Genomic DNA, 18758 nt, shown 5'->3' with positions numbered 1-18758 from the left:
GCTCGGGCTTAAGGTATACGCCGTTCATCTTTCTGGAGCTGTCATGTCCACTCTTTTCCCGTCCGTCCGTCCCCGCCGTCTGCGCAAGAGTCAAGCGCTGCGCAGCGTTTTTCAGGAGACCGAGTTCCGCCTCGATGATCTGATCTTGCCGATCTTCGTGGAGGAGGGTATCGATGACTTCGTGCCGATCAAGAGCATGCCTGGGGTCAATCGCATCCCCGAGAAGCTGTTGGCGCAGGAGATCGAGCGTTACGCCCGTGCTGGCATTCGTTCGGTGATGACCTTCGGGGTCTCCCACCATCTGGACGCCGTGGGCAGCGACACCTGGAATGAAAACGGCCTGGTCGCGCGCATGTCGCGGATCTGCAAGGATGCGGTGCCGGAAATGGTCGTGATGTCCGATACCTGCTTCTGCGAATATACCAGCCACGGCCACTGTGGCGTGCTGCATGACCACGGCGTGGACAACGACGCCACCTTGGCCAACCTCGGCAAGCAGGCCGTGATTGCCGCCGCGGCAGGTGCTGATTTCATCGCGCCCTCGGCGGCCATGGACGGGCAGGTCCAGGCAATTCGCAGTGCGCTGGACGGCGCAGGCTTCCATGACACGGCGATCATGGCCTACTCCACCAAGTTTGCCTCTTCCTTGTATGGGCCTTTCCGCGAAGCGGGCGGTACGGCGCTCAAGGGCGACCGCAAGAGCTACCAGATGAACCCCATGAATCGCCGCGAAGCGGTGCGCGAATCACTGCTCGACGAGCAGGAGGGCGCCGACGTACTCATGGTCAAGCCGGCGGGTGCCTACCTGGATGTGATTGCCGACATTCGTAACGCCTCGCGCCTGCCATTGGCGGCCTACCAAGTCAGTGGCGAGTACGCCATGATCAAGTTCGGTGGACTGGCTGGTGCCATCGATGAGGGCCGCGTCATGCGCGAGAGCATTGGGGCGATCAAGCGTGCGGGCGCCGACTTGATCCTGACCTACTTTGCCATGGACCTGGCGCTGGAAGGTATTTGAAAACGTGGTCATTGGGGCTGCGCAGCAGCCCCAATGACCCAGCGCCCTAAAAGCTCGCATCCCTCTTTAAGCCTGCGTTTCACAAAAAAACGCTAAGCGCTGAATTATTTAGTGTCCCTTTGTATCTGATCCCTTAGAGCAGTCACCGTCAGGGATAAATAAATGAAATCTCGCAAGAAAAGGGTTCAGCCGATTGGCCTGAAGGACATCACCATCGTCGATGACGCCAAGATGCGCAAGGCCATTACCGCCGCTGCGCTGGGCAATGCGATGGAGTGGTTCGACTTCGGCGTCTATGGCTTCGTCGCCTATGCCCTGGGCAAAGTGTTCTTCCCCAATGCCGACCCCAGCGTTCAAATGATTGCCGCGCTGGCCACTTTCTCCGTGCCGTTCCTGATCCGACCACTGGGTGGTTTGTTCTTCGGCGCGCTCGGCGACCGTTTCGGGCGACAGAAGATTCTCGCCGCCACCATCGTCATCATGTCCTTGAGCACATTCGCCATTGGCCTGATACCGTCCTATGCCAGTATCGGCATATGGGCGCCGATTCTGCTGTTGCTGGCCAAGATGGCCCAGGGCTTCTCGGTAGGGGGGGAGTACACCGGCGCTTCGATTTTCGTGGCCGAGTATGCGCCTGACCGCAAGCGTGGTTTCCTGGGCAGCTGGTTGGACTTCGGCTCCATCGCCGGCTTCGTACTGGGCGCCGGCGTGGTGGTGATGATCTCCACCGTATTGGGTGAGGAGAAATTCCTCGAGTGGGGCTGGCGCCTGCCGTTCTTCCTGGCCTTGCCACTGGGTATGATCGGCTTGTACCTGCGTCATGCGCTGGAGGAAACCCCAGCCTTCCAGCAGCATGTCGACAAACTGGAGCAAGGTGACCGTGAAGGCCTGGCTTCCGGGCCCAAGGTGTCGTTCAAGGAAGTGGCGACCAAGCACTGGCGTAGCCTGATCACCTGCATCGGCGTGGTGATCGCGACGAACGTCACGTACTACATGCTGCTGACGTACATGCCCAGCTATCTGTCCCACAACCTGCATTACAGCGAAGATCACGGTGTACTGATCATCATCGCGATCATGGTGGGCATGCTGTTCGTGCAGCCGATAATCGGCCTTCTGAGTGACAAGTTTGGCCGTCGGCCCTTCATCATTCTGGGCAGCGTCGGCCTGTTTGCGGCGGCGATTCCTGCCTTCATGCTGATCAACAGCGGCGTGCTGGGCTTGATCTTCGCAGGCCTGCTGCTGATGGCCGTGCTGCTCAACTTCTTCATCGGTGTGATGGCTTCGACCCTGCCAGCGATGTTCCCGACGCATATCCGCTACAGCGCCCTGGCCAGTGCTTTCAACATTTCGGTGCTGATTGCAGGCCTTACCCCGACCCTGGCCGCCTGGCTGGTGGAAAGCTCCGGCAACCTGTACATGCCGGCGTACTACCTGATGGTGATTGCCGTGATCGGTTTCATCACCGGCGTGACCATGAAGGAAACGGCCAACAAGCCGTTGCGTGGCGCGGCGCCAGCGGCCTCCGACATCGATGAGGCGCGCGAGCTGCTTCAGGAGCACCACGACAATATCGAGCAGAAAATCGAAGACATCGATACCCAAATTGCTGAACTGGAGGCCAAGCGCAAGCTGCTGGTGCAGCAGCATCCCCGTATCGACTGATCAGCGAGGCATGTAGCCTCGCTGTCAGGCACGAGGAATGAGCAGCGACACCAGGGTCAGCAGGCAGGTCAAGAGGCAACTGCCGACCATAGCCTGAAGACCCAGGTGTTTCTGCAACCAAGCGCCACAGGCTGCCCCCAGTAACATGCCCAGCCACGGCACCAGTTGCACCCGCCAGCCATGACGGCGAGCGCCCAGCATCCAGTGGCCCAGGCCACGACCAAAGCGCGAAAGGGCACCGGTAACGTAGGTCAGGCCAATCGGCAGACCGTTGACCTGTTCAACCACTGCATTGATCATCCCCATCGCCAATGTGGCGGCCAACAAAGGCACTGAGGTATTCGGCGCGGGCATCATCCCCGCAAACCCGAGCAGAACGGCTACCACCAGCAACACTGGCCAAGCACGGCGCCGGCATGAGTGTGCCAGCACCACACCCAGGGTATTGCCGGCCACGAAGCCCAACAGCGCACCTGCCAGGCGCAGTATCATCGGGCCATCGACGTCATTGATGGCGACGGCAAGGCGGGTGGTGTTGCCGCTCATGAACGATACGAAATCGCCCAAGGCCAACAGACCGATGGCATCGGTCATCCCTGCCAGTACCGACAGGCCGGCCACCAGCCCCAACCCTACGCGGCCTCGTAACCTGTGGACACGATGGCGCTTGGAGGTAGGTGTGGCCGTGGTGGCTGGCAGCATGTGCAGTCCTCGGGTCTACCGTTGCTCGCGGGCCAGGGTGTTACGAATGGTGCGCTCCACGACATCGACCAGCACAATGGTGTGGTGATCGACTTCGATATTGAGCAGGTCGCCTTTCTGATAACGGGTGAACGTGGTCTGGCGCAGGGTTTCTGGAATGAGGTTGATGGTGACCACGTTGTCGTCGATGTCGGCGACGGTAAGGCTGCAGCCATTGACGCCAATAAAGCCACGGGCAAAGACGTACTTGGCCCATTCGGGCGGCATGCGGAACTTGATGTATGCACCGGCGTTGGCGATGGAGATGTCGACGATGTCTGCAGTGGTGGCGATGTGGCCAGCCATGAGGTGGCCGCCCACCTCCGCATTCATTTTTGCCGAGCGCTCGATGTTTACCCCTTGGCCGGGCTGCAGGTTTCGCAGGTTGGTGCGTTCCAGCGTTGCCGTCATGGCGTCGAAGCGCACCTGCGTGCCTTCGATTTCGGTGACCGACAGGCAAGTGCCTTCAACGCTGACACTGGCACCGATCTTCAGATCGTCGAGCAGTGCCGGGGTGAGGTCGATGGTGAACTGGTTGTGGCCAGGGTGACGGGCGATATCAAGCAGAGGGCGGACGGCCTGGACGATGCCGGTGTACATTGCGTTGCTCCTGGGCACAGGTAAGTTGACTTGCGCAAACTATGCCCAGGCGCTTGCAAATGCAAGTCACAGCACCTCAGACGTGGCCACTGCTGTTGACGATGCGCAGGCACAGCGCTTCGTAAGGGTCCAGGTTGACCATCAACCGCCCGTCCTCGGTCAAATCGCCTTCGACCGTTTCGTTGATCATGTCCACCACAGGGCCTGGTGTGAAACCGGTCAGTTGCAGTTCTTCACTGATCTCGTCCTGGCTGAAGTTCAGGGCGGTTATCTGGGTGCCGCGCCCTGCAGGCAGTTCGTGAACCATCACCAGCAGGCCAGGCGAAGTCACATCCGGCACCAGCAGTTGCCGGCTGGTGGCGATGCCATACGCCTGGCGAACCGCGAGCAGCTTCTTGACCTTACTGGCGAACGAGTCACTGCGCTCCAGTTGTTCATCAAGGCTGCCGTACAACGCGCGCGCACGCGGCATGCCCCGCACTGAGGTGTGCGCCTCTGGGTCAAGACCTGCCAGGTCGTAACCGCCGCGATGAATCCAGCGAGTGTCGCCGTCGGTCATTCGCTCAGCCACCGCTTCGCCAGGCAAGGGCAGGGCGCCCACCAGGTCCCAGCCGGATATGGCCACCACCCCAGGCTGCATGGCGTTGTACATCACCAGCAGCAAATGCAGCTTCTGTATCGATTCGACCTGCTCGGGGGTGATGTCGTCAAGCTCACGGATTCCCAGGGCGGCGGTGATCAAGCTGGCCGTGGTGCAGGAGATGCCATTGGTGACGAACCGCAGGTTGTAAGGTGCGTGTTCGCCGGACAGGCGCTCGTAGATCTCCTCGCGGATATGCTCGCGCAGGATGCTGCCTGGCAAGGTCTGGCCCTTGTACAGGTACATGTCATGCGCATGCAGTGTCCAGAAATGCACCAGCTCGACCGTCAACTCGTCATGGTTTTGCAAGGCATGGATCAGCGAGGCCGGGTCGATGCCGAAGGCGTGCATTTCCTTGAACATCAAGCGCAGGAATTCGGTGTCGCCGGTCAGCAGCGCGTGCTGATAGGCCGGTCGGGTAATGAAGTCGTAGGACAGGTCGGCACCGCCGCTGGACATCTGGGCGATGTCATCGAGGGTGAGGTTCAACTCCTGGAAGCTGAACCCTCCTGCCTTGCGGATCATGCCACCGATCAACTGGTTACCAACCAGCGACAAGGGATGGCTTTCCGACCAGGCGGTGCCGCTGGCCCGGGTTTCGACGCCAAGGAAACCGTTGGCATCCAGACGCAAGCCACGTGCGCCCAGGCAGTCCAGGGCGTGCAGGGCATCGCCGATGATCATCTGCTGCGCCGTGAACGTCGGGTCTAGCCAGTTCAGGGAGGGTTGACCGTCCTTGAAATAATGCAGGTAAACCCAGCGGCGGGTTTTGCCATCCACGCCCGTGATCGGCGCCGTGGCACTCCAGTCAGTCTCTTTGACGCCTGGCTCGAAGAAGATCACCCGTTGCAGCTGGCCGACGATATAGTGGCGGGCCTTGAGCTCGTCGCACTGAGCTGGGAGCAGGTTGACCGAATCGCGGCCCTCGGGCACGTCAGGTAGCAGCCCCCAGTCCTCTTCACGGATTTCGACCATGTGGTAGAGGCCAGGGTAGGGCGCCAGCGCCAGCTCGGCCAGACGGAAGTCGGCGCCTTTGCCAGTGTGCGAAGGGATCAGGTCATCGATGGTCACGGCATTGTGGGCAGCGGCCATGCGGCTCATCTGCACCAGTTCCTGCTCGGTACCGTAAAGCGGGTCGATGTCGAAGCTGATACGGTCGAAGTTGCCGTCTACACTCGGCGTAACCTCGCGTCCGCTGATGCCGCCGGAACGCTTGATCGGCCCGGTGTGCACCCCTTGAATACCAATGTCTGACAGACGCTTCCATAGCGCTTCATGGGCCAAGGCACCCAGCACTGAGCATCCATCCGGCGCGATGATCGCATCGGGGTAGACCGTGAGCCAGACGGAGGCGATTTCTGTCGCACGGCGCGGCTGTGCCTGGGCGTAGGGCTGTTGCCACAGGCGCGCTTGCCCGGAGTACAGGCTGGCCCGCTCCTGGGATGCCTTTAGCATGGAGCGTTCTTCAAGCCATTTGACGTATGACGGGTCGGGTTGGGTCATCTCGCGTCCTCTTTGCGTGTCGGCACCGGCTCAGGTTAAGACGGCAGGGCAAGCGGAACGTTCGGATCAAGACAGGGTTTGTCGCAGACGCTTTGGTTGCTTGCTGGCAGTCAACCTTCCCGGGAGGACTTGTTGATCTGCTTGCCAGCTTGGGCCGCTACTTCCACGGCCTGGCCGTCACGCTGCTTGCCTTGGCGCGCCAGGCCCTCCAGTTGAGGGATGAGCATCCCTTCTGGCAAATGGCGCCAGAACCGGCCAGGCATATGCAAGCGCAAGGCATTCGGATTCAGGCGGGCGGGGTTGAAGGTATGGCGGTAGTAGGTACGCCACAACTCGGCGCCAGGGTCTTCTGCGTGCTGCGCCCATTGCTGCCAGAGCTCCGGGCAGCGGCGTTGATAGTCGAAATGGCGGCCGTCATAGCGGATGCCATCGCGCGGCGTTGCGATCAGCCACCGCAGCCGTCCCAGTCTGTCGGCAAAATGGGGGCTGGCGCTTTGCAGAATGTCGTGAGCAGGTTCGTGAAAAGCGACCAGGTCCAATTGCAAGTGCTCGACCAGCGCTTCAGGTAGCGGCACGAACCGCAAGAACGCATGCAGATGATGGGCTTCACGGCTGACTTGCTTGATGCGTCGATGCAGCTCGCTGCCCAGCCGATCACCGGCCAGCATCGCCGTGCGGTCGCCGTGGGCGACCCGCCACAGCACGTCGTACAACAGGTTCCACCGCTGCTCGCCGTGATAGCGTGCCGCTTCTTCCAGTTGACCGAGCAAGGCCGCTGGCACCTTTGCCCGAAACGGGCCCGTACCCGCCGGCAGCGTGGTGGTGTCCGCCAGCATGTCGGTCATGGGCCCCTGCGACCAGGTGACTTGCGATGGATCGATGCCATGGCTCAGCAAGGACCTGGCTTGCTCACGCCAGATCCCGAACAGGTCATCGCAATCGAGCGCAATCACCCCCACAGCCCCATTTGAACCGGTGCCTGTGGCTCGCGCAGGCGGGCACGCAGCAGGCTGCTGCGTAGGTCGGCCTGGGCTGGGCGGTAATCGCTGGTCACGATAAAGGGCCGCGCCTTGTCGAGCACGCAGCGCAGCTGAATCAGGTCGTCATAGCGGATACGCCGCTCGCGACGCAAGGCGACCAGGCGCTGCACACTGCGCAGGCCTATCCCTGGAATGCGAGCGAGGAGAGCGGGCTCTGCGCGGTTCACATCCAGCGGGAACACTTCGCGATTGGCCAGTGCCCATGCCAGCTTGGGATCGATATCCAACGCCAGGTTGCCGGTCTGGCCCAACAGCTCGCCGGCTTTATAACCGTATCCACGCAAGAGGAAATCGGCCTGGTACAAGCGGTGTTCACGCAGCAGAGGCGGGGCGGCCAGTGGCACGCTGCCCGGGCTGTCGGGGATAGGGCTGAAGGCTGAGTAGTAGACGCGTTTGAGGCCGTACCCCTGGTACAGCGATTCGGCATTGCGCAGCAATGTGCTGTCGTCGGTACTGTCGGCCCCGACAATAACCTGGGTGCTTTGGCCGGCAGGGGTAAAGCGCGGAGCGCGAGGCTCGTTGGCCACCGCTTGCTGCCCCTGATGAATCACGCCCATGGCTTGACGAATGGTCGACGCTTGTTTTTCCGGTGCCAGGCGCTTGAGGCTGTCGTCGGTGGGCAGCTCGATGTTGACGCTCAAGCGATCGGCCAGGCGGCCTGCTTCTTCGATCAACAGCGGATCGGCGTCCGGAATGGTCTTGAGGTGGATATAGCCACGGAAGTTATGTTCTTCGCGCAGCAATCGCGCCACTCTGATCAGCTGCTCCATGGTGTAGTCGGCAGAGCGAATGATGCCCGAGCTCAGGAACAGGCCACTGATGCAGTTGCGCCGGTAGAAGTCCAAGGTCAGGCGTACCACTTCTTCGGGGCTGAACCGTGCGCGAGGCACATTGCTCGAACGTCGGTTGACGCAATACTGGCAGTCGTACAGGCAAAAGTTGGTAAGCAGAATTTTCAGCAGAGACACGCAGCGACCATCGGGTGTATAGCTGTGGCAAATGCCCATGCCGTTGGTAGCGCCCAAACCATTGCCACCACGCGAGCTGCGTTTTGGCGCACCACTACTGGCGCACGATGCATCGTATTTGGCGGCATCGGCAAGAATGCCCAGTTTGGCGATCAGTTGCATGACTCTTACCTGTCGTACTGAGTATTCATACAGTATTGAGGGCCAGGGTCAATTGCAAGGGTTGAACGCCGCGCGGCGGGGTATCCGAGCAAATTCGTGGGTTATCCGATGAATGGTTGGACAGCGGACGGCTGAGGGATTTAAGTAGTTAACAAAGATTCAGTGTGGGCTGATCGATAACGGAAGAGGGCGCCTCAACGGCGCCCTCTGGGGTGAATCAGGCTTCAGCGTCCCACGGACGGTCACCTTTTTCATCCTTCACCCGGGTTGGCAAGCCCATCATGTCCAGCGCCTTGAGGAACGGCTCGGCGGGCAGCTCCTCGACGTTGACCATGCGCTTGGCATCCCACTCGCCGCGGGCGACCAGCAAGGCAGCGGCGACCGGTGGCACGCCCGCAGTGTAGGAAATGCCCTGGCTGTCCGTTTCAGCGTACGCCTCTTCGTGGTCGGCCACGTTGTAGATGAACACTTCACGGGGCTGCCCGTCCTTGGTGCCTTTGACCAGGTCACCGATGCAGGTCTTGCCGGTGTAGCCGGGCGCCAGGGACGCAGGATCAGGCAGCACGGCCTTGACCACTTTAAGCGGTACCACTTCCAGGCCTTCTGCGGTCTTGACTGGCTGCTCGCTGAGCAGGCCCAGGTTTTTCAGGACCGTGAATACATTGATGTAATGCTCGCCGAAACTCATCCAGAATCGGACGTTGGGTACGTTCAGGTTCTTGGAGATGGAGTGCACTTCATCGTGACCGGTGAGGTACAGGTTTTGCGAACCCACCACGGGCAGGTCATCGGTACGCTTGACTTCGAACATGGTGTTGCTGGTCCACTGGCTGTTCTGCCAGCTCCACACCTGCCCGGTGAACTCGCGGAAATTGATTTCCGGGTCGAAGTTGGTGGCAAAGTACTTGCCATGCGAGCCTGCATTGACGTCGAGAATGTCGATCGAATCAATGTGGTCGAAATACTGCTGCTGCGCCAGTTTGGCGTAGCTGTTGACCACACCCGGGTCGAAACCGACGCCGAGAATGGCCGTGATGTTCTTGGCCTGGCACTCTTCGAGGTGTTTCCACTCGTAGTTTCCGTACCATGGCGGGGTTTCACAGATCTTGCCCGGCTCCTCGTGGATAGCGGTATCCAGGTAGGCGACGCCGGTATCGATGCACGCACGCAGCACCGACATGTTCAGGAACGCGGAGCCGACATTGATCACGATTTGCGATTCGGTCTCGCGGATCAATGCTTTGGTTGCCTCGACGTCGAGGGCATTGAGCGAAAAGGCCTGAATGTCGGCGGGTACCTTGAGGCTACCCTTGGCCTTGACGCTGTCGATGATGGCCTGGCATTTGGAGATGTTCCGTGACGCGATGGCAATACGACCCAGTTCGTCGTTATGCTGCGCGCACTTGTGGGCCACCACCTTGGCGACACCTCCTGCACCAATGATAAGAACGTTCTTCTTCAATTTACCTGTTGCTCCTTACAGACGAGGCCTGTCTTACGACAGGCTGGAAACGTAGTCTTCGAAACCGAACTCGCGTACCACCTCGACGCTGCCGTCGAGTTGCTTGACCACGATGGATGGCATCTTCAAACCGTTGAACCAGTTTTTCTTGACCATGGTGTAACCCGCAGCATCCACGAAGGACAGGCGGTCGCCGATCGCCAGCGGGCGTTCGAACTGGTATTCACCGAAAATATCGCCGGCCAGGCAAGACTTGCCGCATACCATGTAGGTGTGCTCGCCGTCGTTGGGCGCCATCTTGGCGTTGAGGCGGTAGATCAGCAGGTCGAGCATGTGCGCTTCGATCGAGCTGTCGACCACGGCCAGGTGCTTACCGTTGTACAGCGTGTCCAGCACAGTCACTTCCAGCGAAGCGCTCTGGGTGATCGCGGCTTCACCTGGCTCCAGGTAGACCTGCACGCCATAGGTCTGCGAGAACGCCTTCAGGCGCGCGCAGAAATCGTCCAGTGCATAGCCTTCGCCGGTGAAGTGGATGCCGCCGCCCAGGCTTACCCATTTCACTTTGTGCAGCAGGTGGCCGAAACGTTCCTCGATACGGGACAGCATCTGATCGAACAAGGCGAAGTCGCCGTTCTCGCAGTTGTTGTGGAACATGAAGCCTGATACCTGATCGATCACGGTCTCGATCTTGGCCGGGTCCCATTCCCCCAGGCGGCTGAACGGGCGCGCCGGGTCGGCCAGCTGATAGTCCGAGCTGCTGACCTGGGGGTTGACGCGCAAACCCCGGACCTTGCCTTCGGACTGCTCGGCGAAGCGTTGCAGCTGGCCAATGGAGTTGAAGATGATCTTGTCGCAGTTCTCGAGCATCTCCTGGACCTCGTCGTCGGCCCACGCCACGCTATAGGCGTGGGTTTCACCGGCGAACTTCTGGCGGCCGAGCTTGAGCTCGTACAGCGAAGACGACGTGGTGCCGTCCATGTACTGCTGCATCAGGTCGAACACCGACCAAGTGGCGAAGCACTTGAGCGCCAGCAGCGCTTTGGCACCCGAGTGTTCGCGCACATAGGCGATCTTCTGCATGTTGCTCAGCAGCTTGGTCTTGTCGATGAGGTAGTACGGCGTATTGATCATTTAGAGGCCCTCGGCAAGGCCGGCCAAAAAAAGGACACGCATTGTGCCTTCACTCGCCGCAGATCGAAAGGGTGCAATTGCATTTCGTCCGGGCAGCGTTGCCGTGACTGAATCTTTTTGCGTTCGGCGTGCTCAGTAGAACAACGACAGATGACACTCTCAATCATCCCACGCAGGGTGCAAGGAGAAATCGATGAGCAATGCCTTCAAGAAAGGTGACAAGGTGCACTGGAACTCAGAGGCCGGCGTCATACATGGCACCGTCGAGAAAGTGCATACCCAGGATGTCGAATTCATGGGGCGTCAGCGCCATTGCTCAAAGGAGGAGCCACAGTACGAGGTCAAGAGCGACAAGACCGGGCACATGGCCATGCACAAAGAGCAGGCATTGAAGAAGGGCTGAGAACACAGGTTATTGCGTTGGTGCTCAGTTGCCCGTGTGTATCACGGGCTTTTTTATGAGCCGTTTCGTCAGGTGCACTTTGCAGCCGGTGACGCAAGGAGCGGGTTCAGGGCCGCTCCCCGCACCCGCAGGCTGGTTTCATGCCTCGAGCGCTGCCCGCCACGCCTGGATCTGCGCCAAGGTTGCCGTGGCGCCCCCGCACACGACCACCAGTACATTGCGGTAGCTTGCCAGTGCGCTGGCGTCATATCCCACCGCCAAAGCGGCGCCGCAGGCCGGCTCGACCAGCAGACGGTGATCCAGCAAAAAGCGCTCGCACGCCTCCAGGGCCTGCCGGTCACTGACCAGCAGGCTTTGCACGGGATGTTCCTGGGTGCAGAGAAACGCGTGTTCGGCTACCTGTTTCGCGCCCAGCGTGGTGGCAATCGTATCCAGCCGCTCCAACGTCACCAATTCGCCGGCTTCGATGGCGGCATGCAGGGAGGCTGCGCCCTGGGTTTCCACGGCCAGGACCGGCACATCGGCCCAACCATTGCGCTGTAGCCCCTGCACGACGCCGCTCAGCAAACCGCCGCCGCCCACGGAAAGCACGACGGCATCGGGCTTGATGCCGGCTTCTGCCACCTCGTCGACCAGGCTGGCATGGCCTTCCCACAGCAGCGGATCGTCGAACGGGTGAATGAACGCGGCATCGTCGCCCATCAGGCTCAGCGCCAACGCATTGGCCTCCTGCCAGGACTGCCCGTGGACGATGACCTCCGCATCTTCAAGGCGCAGCAATTGCTGGGCGCGCGCGGTGGTGGTCTCGGGCACGACAACGGTCACGGGAAGGCCGAGCTTGCGCCCGACATAGGCGACAGCGAGCCCGGCATTGCCGCCTGACGACGACACGAACCGTTTAGCGCCGCGGCCGTGGTGGAACTCACAGGCGTGGGCGACGCCGCGCAGCTTGAAGGAGCCGCAGGGCTGCAATGCCTCGAGCTTGAGCCAGACTGTGCAATCGGCAGCCAGCGACAGTGGGCGTGATTCGATAAGGGGGGTAGGGATGTGCAAGGTCACTGGGAGGCTCCGCGCAAATGTTCGAGGTAGTTGTAGACGGTGTACCGGGTCACGCCGAGGGCGTTGGCCGCTTTCTCGACGCCGCCCTTGACGATGAACAGCCCGCGTTCCTGCATCACGCGCACCGCTTCGATCTTGGCTTGCCTGGTCATGCGGCCTTGGCCGGTGCCATGCAGGGCCGCCTGGATGATCTCGGTCATCAGCGCCTCCATGTCGGCGGGCTCCGCCGGCGCGGGCGCGCTGCCCATGGGCGCGAAGCTTTGTAAAAAGCCCATGGCAGCCTCCAAGCCCGTGACATCGGTGTTGATGCACAGGCTGGCGAAGGGGTGGCCAGCGCTGTCGCGAAAGATCGCGGTAGCGCTGCGCAGCGTGCGGCCCTTGATGGCGGTCGGGTAGTCGGGCAGTACGACAGGCCCGCAGCCTTGCTGATCAGCCGCGGCCTTGAGCAACGCTTTCAGGCCTTGATCCTGCTCCGGTACAGCCAGGATAGGGCTTCCCACCTGCCGGCCGGAGAGGTGGCCATTGACGATGGCAACGACGGACCGTTCGGGATGGTCCAGGTCGTGAAGCAGGATTTCGGTGTTTTGTGTGACGACGCTGCCCAAGGCCTCAATGGAGGCTTTGAGCACGCTCAAGGTCAAGCGGCGTTCATCTTCGGGTAAGAGGGCCATGCGAACTCTTCGAATCAACAGTTTGTGCATATTTACACATAACGTTGATTTTCGCGAGATGCCTGGCGCTCTGTTGTGCCGTCAGCCCAAGGGCGGGGTGCGGGGTGGAATCATCCGCCGTGAACCGGTGGCTTCGAACGCTGCGGCAAAGCTCAACAGTGCAGTGTCACTGTAGGCCCGCCCCGCGAAGGTCAGGCCTACCGGCATACCGATGTCGCTCATCACGCCCATGGGCACGGTGACCGTGGGCACCCCCAGGTGGCGTATGGCCAGGTTCCCGTTGGCCACCCACACGCCATTGCTCCAGGCAATGTCGGCCGATGCCGGGTTCACATCGGCGTCGGCCGGCCCGACGTCGGCCACGGTGGGGAACAACACGGCATCGAGCCCAAGCGCTTGCATCCAGTCTTCCAGGTCGATCTTGCGAGTCTGTTCAAGGCCACGCAGACCGTCAGGCAGGGTCTCGATCTGATCCCAGGTCTTCAGGCCGCGCTTGGCCATGTTGACGTACTCATCCATGCCGGCGGCCAGATCATCCTCACGGTTGGGCAGGGTGCCAGGGTCGTGTGGGAAAATTCGTGGACCGTCCACATCCGCCAGCCGGTTGAGATTCGGGTCGTCATTGGCGCGCAGGAAGTCGTCGAACGCCCAGCCGGAGAGCTCCCACAGCTCATCGTGCAGGAATGCCTTGCTGACGATGCCCCGGTTGTAGACGGTCGGCGCGCCCGGCCGGTCGCCTTCACAGTTGGAGACCAGCGGGAAGTCGACTTCCACAACCTGGGCACCGGCCTTTTCCAGGGCTTGGCGAGCTTGCTGCCACAGCGTCATGACGCTTGCCCGCGTCTGGATGCGCTGGCCGGTAGGGCCGCCAATGCCCGGTTTTTCCGACGTGCCCGCGTGCTCGTCGGCGTTGATGTACATGCGCGGTACGCCGAATCGCTTGCCTTGCAGGGCGGCGGTGCCTGCTGCCAGGTCCAGGTAGCTGGTCGGGCGGACCTGCGAGGGTTTCGGGATCGAGACCCAGGGCTGCAGCCGCCATAGGTCACCCCGGGTATCGGGATCATCGGCCACGACCACGTCGAGAATTTCCAGCAGGTCATGCATGGTGCGGGCGAACGGCACGACCACATCCATCGTCGGCGTGAGGGGCCAGTTACCCCTGACCGAAATGATCCCGCGTGAGGGGGTGTAGGCGCACAGCCCGTTGTTCGACGCAGGGCCTCGGCCGCTGGACCAGGTTTCCTCGGCCAGGCCGAAGGCGCTGAAGCTCGCAGCTGTCGCGGTACCGGCGCCGTTAGAGGAGCCCGAAGCGAAGGGCGCGGTCAGGTACGCCGCATTGTAGGGGCTCTCGGCGCGACCATAGACGCCGCGCTGCATGCCACCGTTGGCCATGGGCGGCATGTTGGTCTTGCCCAGGCAGATGGCCCCGGCTCCGCGCAGCCGTTCGATGGTGAAGGCGTCGCGCTGGGCTATCAGGTGCTTGAAGGCTGGGCTACCGGACGCTGCGGTCAGGCCTTTTACCAAATAGCTGTCCTTGGCGGTGTAGGGTATGCCGTCCAAGGGCCCAAGCACCTCGCCACGGGCCCGGCGGGCGTCCGAGGCCTCGGCTTCGGCAAGTGCATCGGGATTGCGCACTACCACGGCGTTGAGGGCGGTGTCGGTGCCGGCGCCATCGTAGGCGTCCATGCGGGCCAGGTAGGCCTTGACCAGTTCGACCGCCGTCGTGCGGCCCGCCTCGAGCGCGCTGCGCAACTCGGCGATGGAAACCTCGGTTACCTCGATCATGCGTTCACCAGAAAATGCAGGTTGAGCTAATGCGGTAATGCTGTTCATCTGAGATCGTTGGGACCGCGATGGGCCGCGCAGCGGCCCTAAGTGAACAGCATTAGGCTAATGCGGGGAGTGTACAAGAAGGTTAAAGCGTACGCAGGTGTGCGCAGGAGCAAACGGGTGCGTGCAAGGGGGCATTGAATGGGGGCACCTCATTGACACCTGGGCGGCCCCGCCAGCAGGGCCGCCCGAGGATCAGCAGGCCGTTCAGTCCAGATCCGCTGCCGAATGCCGCTCCGGTACCTGGCTGGCTTCATCACCCCAGGTCCGGTTCACGCGCGTGCCGCGTTGCACGGCGGGACGTGCAGCGATCGCCTGGGCCCAGCGCTGAACGTTGGGGTATTCGTGAACTGCGAGAAACTCTGCAGCGTTGTAGAGGTTGCCCAGCACAAGCTGGCCGTACCATGACCACACCGCTATATCGGCGATGCTGTAATGACCGCCGGCAAGGTAGGTGGTTTCGCCCAAACGGCGGTCGAGCACGTCCAGCTGCCGCTTGGCTTCCATGGTGAAGCGATTGATCGCGTACTCGATTTTTTCCGGCGCATACACGTAGAAATGCCCAAACCCACCACCCAAGTACGGCGCCGCGCCCATTTGCCAGAACAGCCAGTTCAGGGCTTCGGTGCGTTCGGCTGCAGTTTGCGGGAGCAGGGCATCGAACTTCTCGGCCAGGTACAGCAGGATGGACCCCGATTCGAATACCCGCACCGGCGGCTCGACGCTGCGGTCAACCAATGCGGGGATCTTGGAGTTTGGATTGACCTGCACGAAGCCGCTGGAGAACTGGTCACCTTCGCCGATACGGATCAGCCAGGCATCGTATTCAGCGCCGGCATGGCCGAGTTCCAGCAGCTCTTCCAGGGCGATAGTGACCTTGACGCCATTGGGTGTAGCCAGGGAATAAAGCTGCAGCGGTTGCTCGCCCACTGGCAGGTCCTTGTCATGGGTAGGCCCGGCGACCGGCCGGTTGATACTGGCGAAGTGGCCACCAGAGGCCGCTTCGTTGCGCCATACCTTCGGGGGTTGGTAAGCGGGTGTGCTCATGCTCGGCTCTCCACGATTGCGAATGATCGACGACGTCTGATTGACCTGCCTATATGCCACGGGTTCGATGGCGGGCACAAACACAAAACGGATCAGCCCTGGCGCGGCCGATGTTTCATCGGTTTTTCATTTTTGACGCAAGGGCAGCGATTAAGCTCAACCTATCCAGCGGCCATGCGCAGAGCCCCCATGATCCTTCCTCGTTGCTTGCTGGCACTGGCCATGGTCGTTGGCTCGATGGGCGCAGCCAATGCTTCGCTCTGGGTAGCCGGCTTGCATCATATGATGCTGACCGACCCGGTAGACAGCCGACCCATGCAAGCCTTGGCGTTCTATCCTGCCAAGGGGCATGCTCGGGCCAGCCACATCGACGGTTACGCGCTGGAGGTGGCTGAAGAGGTGCCTGTGGCCCAGGGGCGTTTTCCGTTGCTCGTGCTTTCGCATGGCAACACCGGTAGCCCCCTGGCCTTGCACTACCTGGCAACGTCACTGGCCAGGCAAGGGTATGTGGTGGTCGCTGTGGTCCACCCAGGCGACAATGCCCGCGACCCCAGCCGGTTGGGCACCCTGAGCAATCTCTACGGTCGGCCACTGCAAGTCAGCGCCGCCATCACCGCTGCGCGCAGCGATGCGCTGCTTGGGCCTCGGCTGAACGACGGGAAAGTCGGATTGATCGGTTATTCGGCCGGCGGCGAAACCGCCTTGATCCTGGCCGGCGCGCGCCCTGACCTTGACCGCCTGCGTGCATATTGCCTCGAGCGACCCGATGATCACGACGCCTGCAAAACCCACGGTGTGTTGATTGCCGACCGCAGCGAACTGTCACCCCAGGCAGACTCCCGCGTCGGGGCGGTGATGCTGATGGCGCCGCTGAGCCTGCTGTTCGGACGCCACGCCTTAGTCGATGTGCACCTACCGGTGCTCATCTACAGTGGCGACAAGGACCAGCTCGTCGCCGTCGATCGCAACGCCCAAGCCCTGGCCCGCAAGTTGCCCGTCACACCTGACTACCGCCTGCTGGCAGGCGCTGGTCATTTCGTGTTCATGGCGCGCTGTGACGCCGAGCAGGCTTTGCGCATGCCGGCGCTGTGCAAGGATGCCGAGGGGGTGGACCGCCGGCACATCCATCGTTCGCTGCAACGCGAGACGGCTGCGTTCTTCGAGCAGACGCTCGAGGCCCCGCAGCCTGAAAAGCGCTCAGTGAATACGCTGAATCAAGCCACCACGCCCTGACTGCGCAGGTATTCGTCGTAGGTGCCGCTGAAGTCCACCACGCCGTCGGCTGACAGCTCGATGATGCGGGTCGCAAGCGAGGAGACGAATTCGCGGTCGTGGCTGACGAAAAGCAGGGTGCCTGGGTAGTTTTCCAGCGCCAGGTTCAACGCCTCGATCGATTCCATGTCCAGGTGGTTGGTCGGCTCGTCCATCACCAGCACGTTGGGCTTTTGCAGAATCAGCTTGCCGAACAGCATGCGGCCCTGTTCGCCACCGGAGATGACCTTGACCGACTTGAGGATCTCATCGTTGGAGAACAGCATGCGCCCCAACGTGCCGCGGATCACCTGCTCACCCGATGTCCACTGGCCCATCCAGTCGAACAGGGTCATGTCGTCTTCGAAATCATGGGCGTGGTCCTGGGCGTAGTAGCCCACTTCCGCGCTGTCGGTCCATTTGACTTCGCCCTTGTCCGGGGTCATCTCGCCTACGAGCGTACGCAGCAAGGTGGTCTTGCCGATGCCGTTGGGCCCGATGATCGCGACGCGCTCTCCGGCTTCGACGGTGAAACCGAGGTCCTTGAACAGCACCTTGTCGTCGAAGGCCTTGGCCATTTTCTCGACCGTCACAGCCTGGCGGTGCAGTTTCTTGGTCTGCTCGAAGCGAATGAAAGGGCTGACCCGGCTCGACGGCTTGACCTCGGCCAGCTGGATCTTGTCGATCTGCTTGGCCCGCGAGGTGGCTTGCTTGGCCTTGGAGGCGTTGGCCGAGAAGCGGCTGACGAAGGTTTGCAGTTCAGCGATCTGGGCTTTCTTCTTGGCGTTGTCCGACAGCAGCTGCTCGCGGGCCTGGGTGGCGGCGGTCATGTACTCGTCGTAGTTGCCGGGGAACAGGCGCAGCTCACCGTAGTCCAGGTCAGCCATGTGGGTGCACACGCTGTTGAGGAAGTGGCGGTCGTGGGAAATGATCACCATGGTGCTGTTACGCGCGGTGAGCACGGTTTCCAGCCAGCGGATGGTGTTGATGTCCAGGTGGTTGGTCGGCTCGTCGAGCAGCAGTACGTCCGGGTCCGAGAACAGGGCCTGGGCCAGCAGCACACGCAGCTTCCAGCCCGGCGCTACTTCGCTCATTGGGCCGAAATGCTGCTCCAGCGGAATGCCCAGGCCCAGCAGCAATTCGCCTGCGCGCGACTCGGCGGTGTAGCCGTCCATTTCGGCGAACTCGGTTTCCAGCTCGGCGACAGCCATGCCGTCTTCTTCGGACATTTCAGGCAGCGAATAGATACGATCACGCTCGGCCTTGACCTTCCAGAGATGGCCGTGGCCCATGATCACGGTATCGATCACGGTGAATGCTTCGTAGGCGAACTGGTCCTGACGCAGCTTGCCCAGGCGCGTATTGGGCTCGAGCATCACTTGGCCGCCAGAAGGCTCCAGGTCGCCGCCCAGGATCTTCATGAAGGTCGACTTGCCGCAGCCATTGGCGCCGATCAGGCCATAGCGGTTGCCATTGTTGAATTTGACCGAAACGTTTTCGAACAGCGGCTTGGAGCCGAATTGCATGGTGATATTAGCGGTGGAGATCAAGGAGCTTACCTATCAAT

The 18758-nt window shown here is 61.4% G+C and carries 16 protein-coding genes; 4 read left to right on the top strand and 12 right to left on the bottom strand.

The genetic code is table 11. The features are described from left to right. Window positions 1-43 precede the first annotated feature (43 nt). On the top strand, window positions 44-1018 hold the full coding sequence (hemB, locus tag FH041_RS07380; protein ID WP_027916474.1) for a porphobilinogen synthase: 975 nt from the start codon (window positions 44-46) through the stop codon (window positions 1016-1018). Window positions 1019-1180: 162 nt separating this feature from the next. Then, the gene (gene proP, locus FH041_RS07375; RefSeq protein ID WP_027916473.1) at window positions 1181-2683 is read left to right on the top strand and encodes a glycine betaine/L-proline transporter ProP; all 1503 of its coding nucleotides are present in this window, start codon (window positions 1181-1183) and stop codon (window positions 2681-2683) included. 24 nt (window positions 2684-2707) lie between these two features. Here proP and FH041_RS07370 read toward each other — a convergent pair whose 3' ends face one another. The 7 genes from FH041_RS07370 to nspC form a co-directional block, all read right to left on the bottom strand. Next, window positions 2708-3385 (bottom strand): YoaK family protein, encoded by a 678-nt coding sequence (locus FH041_RS07370; protein WP_140174361.1) that lies wholly within the window; start codon window positions 3383-3385, stop codon window positions 2708-2710. 15 nt (window positions 3386-3400) lie between these two features. Then, complete coding sequence (locus FH041_RS07365; RefSeq protein WP_140174360.1) at window positions 3401-4024, bottom strand: riboflavin synthase subunit alpha; 624 nt, start codon at window positions 4022-4024, stop codon at window positions 3401-3403. A 76-nt stretch (window positions 4025-4100) separates the two neighbouring features. Further along, a complete protein-coding gene (gene treS / locus FH041_RS07360; RefSeq protein ID WP_027916470.1) occupies window positions 4101-6167 on the bottom strand; it encodes a maltose alpha-D-glucosyltransferase in 2067 nt (688 codons plus the stop codon). Between the two features lie 110 nt (window positions 6168-6277). Beyond that, window positions 6278-7126, bottom strand: a complete 849-nt coding sequence (locus tag FH041_RS07355; RefSeq protein ID WP_027916469.1) for a TIGR03915 family putative DNA repair protein — start codon at window positions 7124-7126, stop codon at window positions 6278-6280. Beyond that, window positions 7117-8337 (bottom strand): putative DNA modification/repair radical SAM protein, encoded by a 1221-nt coding sequence (locus tag FH041_RS07350; protein ID WP_023533877.1) that lies wholly within the window; start codon window positions 8335-8337, stop codon window positions 7117-7119. The genes FH041_RS07355 and FH041_RS07350 overlap by 10 nt, the downstream gene beginning before the upstream one ends. Window positions 8338-8554: 217 nt before the next feature. Beyond that, the gene (locus FH041_RS07345; protein ID WP_049696073.1) at window positions 8555-9799 is read right to left on the bottom strand and encodes a saccharopine dehydrogenase family protein; all 1245 of its coding nucleotides are present in this window, start codon (window positions 9797-9799) and stop codon (window positions 8555-8557) included. A gap of 33 nt (window positions 9800-9832) precedes the next feature. Then, complete coding sequence (gene nspC, locus FH041_RS07340; RefSeq protein WP_027916467.1) at window positions 9833-10930, bottom strand: carboxynorspermidine decarboxylase; 1098 nt, start codon at window positions 10928-10930, stop codon at window positions 9833-9835. Between the two features lie 193 nt (window positions 10931-11123). Between nspC and FH041_RS07335 the strand changes: the two genes are divergently transcribed. Next, the gene (locus tag FH041_RS07335) at window positions 11124-11333 is read left to right on the top strand and encodes a DUF2945 domain-containing protein (protein ID WP_027916466.1); all 210 of its coding nucleotides are present in this window, start codon (window positions 11124-11126) and stop codon (window positions 11331-11333) included. A 138-nt stretch (window positions 11334-11471) separates the two neighbouring features. On the opposite strand, the gene FH041_RS07330 is transcribed toward FH041_RS07335, so the two are convergent. The 4 genes from FH041_RS07330 to yghU form a co-directional block, all read right to left on the bottom strand. Beyond that, window positions 11472-12392, bottom strand: a complete 921-nt coding sequence (locus tag FH041_RS07330) for a pyridoxal-phosphate dependent enzyme (RefSeq protein WP_027916465.1) — start codon at window positions 12390-12392, stop codon at window positions 11472-11474. Continuing rightward, window positions 12389-13093 (bottom strand): transcriptional regulator, encoded by a 705-nt coding sequence (locus FH041_RS07325; protein WP_371259687.1) that lies wholly within the window; start codon window positions 13091-13093, stop codon window positions 12389-12391. Before FH041_RS07325 ends, FH041_RS07330 begins: the two co-directional genes overlap by 4 nt. A 51-nt stretch (window positions 13094-13144) precedes the next feature. Then, complete coding sequence (locus FH041_RS07320) at window positions 13145-14848, bottom strand: amidase (RefSeq protein WP_027916463.1); 1704 nt, start codon at window positions 14846-14848, stop codon at window positions 13145-13147. A 252-nt stretch (window positions 14849-15100) separates the two neighbouring features. Beyond that, window positions 15101-15940: a glutathione-dependent disulfide-bond oxidoreductase gene (yghU, locus tag FH041_RS07315; protein WP_049696072.1), complete on the bottom strand. Its 840-nt coding sequence runs from the start codon at window positions 15938-15940 to the stop codon at window positions 15101-15103. A gap of 189 nt (window positions 15941-16129) precedes the next feature. On the opposite strand from yghU, the gene FH041_RS07310 reads away from it, so the two are divergent. After that, window positions 16130-17173: a dienelactone hydrolase gene (locus FH041_RS07310; RefSeq protein WP_088523793.1), complete on the top strand. Its 1044-nt coding sequence runs from the start codon at window positions 16130-16132 to the stop codon at window positions 17171-17173. On the opposite strand, the gene FH041_RS07305 is transcribed toward FH041_RS07310, so the two are convergent. Continuing rightward, a complete protein-coding gene (locus FH041_RS07305) occupies window positions 17155-18741 on the bottom strand; it encodes an ABC-F family ATPase (protein WP_088523792.1) in 1587 nt (528 codons plus the stop codon). The two genes, FH041_RS07310 and FH041_RS07305, sit on opposite strands and share 19 nt — an antisense overlap. Window positions 18742-18758 lie beyond the last annotated feature (17 nt).

It is taken from the genome of Pseudomonas sp. SWI7, assembly GCF_006351945.1.
GTDB classification, from domain to species: domain Bacteria; phylum Pseudomonadota; class Gammaproteobacteria; order Pseudomonadales; family Pseudomonadaceae; genus Aquipseudomonas; species Aquipseudomonas fulva.
Note: the sequence above shows the minus strand (reverse complement) of the source record. Positions and strands in the feature narration are given on the sequence as shown.

Bases quoted from the DNA above. Each gene is read 5' to 3' on its own strand.
- hemB (WP_027916474.1), top strand. From the start codon at position 44: ATGTCCACTCTTTTCCCGTCCGTCCGTCCCCGCCGTCTGCGCAAGAGT.
- proP (WP_027916473.1), top strand. From the start codon at position 1,181: ATGAAATCTCGCAAGAAAAGGGTTCAGCCGATTGGCCTGAAGGACATC.
- FH041_RS07370 (WP_140174361.1), bottom strand. From the start codon at position 3,385: ATGCTGCCAGCCACCACGGCCACACCTACCTCCAAGCGCCATCGTGTC.
- FH041_RS07365 (WP_140174360.1), bottom strand. From the start codon at position 4,024: ATGTACACCGGCATCGTCCAGGCCGTCCGCCCTCTGCTTGATATCGCC.
- treS (WP_027916470.1), bottom strand. From the start codon at position 6,167: ATGACCCAACCCGACCCGTCATACGTCAAATGGCTTGAAGAACGCTCC.
- FH041_RS07350 (WP_023533877.1), bottom strand. From the start codon at position 8,337: ATGCAACTGATCGCCAAACTGGGCATTCTTGCCGATGCCGCCAAATAC.
- nspC (WP_027916467.1), bottom strand. From the start codon at position 10,930: ATGATCAATACGCCGTACTACCTCATCGACAAGACCAAGCTGCTGAGC.
- FH041_RS07335 (WP_027916466.1), top strand. From the start codon at position 11,124: ATGAGCAATGCCTTCAAGAAAGGTGACAAGGTGCACTGGAACTCAGAG.
- FH041_RS07325 (WP_371259687.1), bottom strand. From the start codon at position 13,093: ATGCACAAACTGTTGATTCGAAGAGTTCGCATGGCCCTCTTACCCGAA.
- FH041_RS07320 (WP_027916463.1), bottom strand. From the start codon at position 14,848: ATGATCGAGGTAACCGAGGTTTCCATCGCCGAGTTGCGCAGCGCGCTC.
- yghU (WP_049696072.1), bottom strand. From the start codon at position 15,940: ATGAGCACACCCGCTTACCAACCCCCGAAGGTATGGCGCAACGAAGCG.
- FH041_RS07310 (WP_088523793.1), top strand. From the start codon at position 16,130: ATGATCCTTCCTCGTTGCTTGCTGGCACTGGCCATGGTCGTTGGCTCG.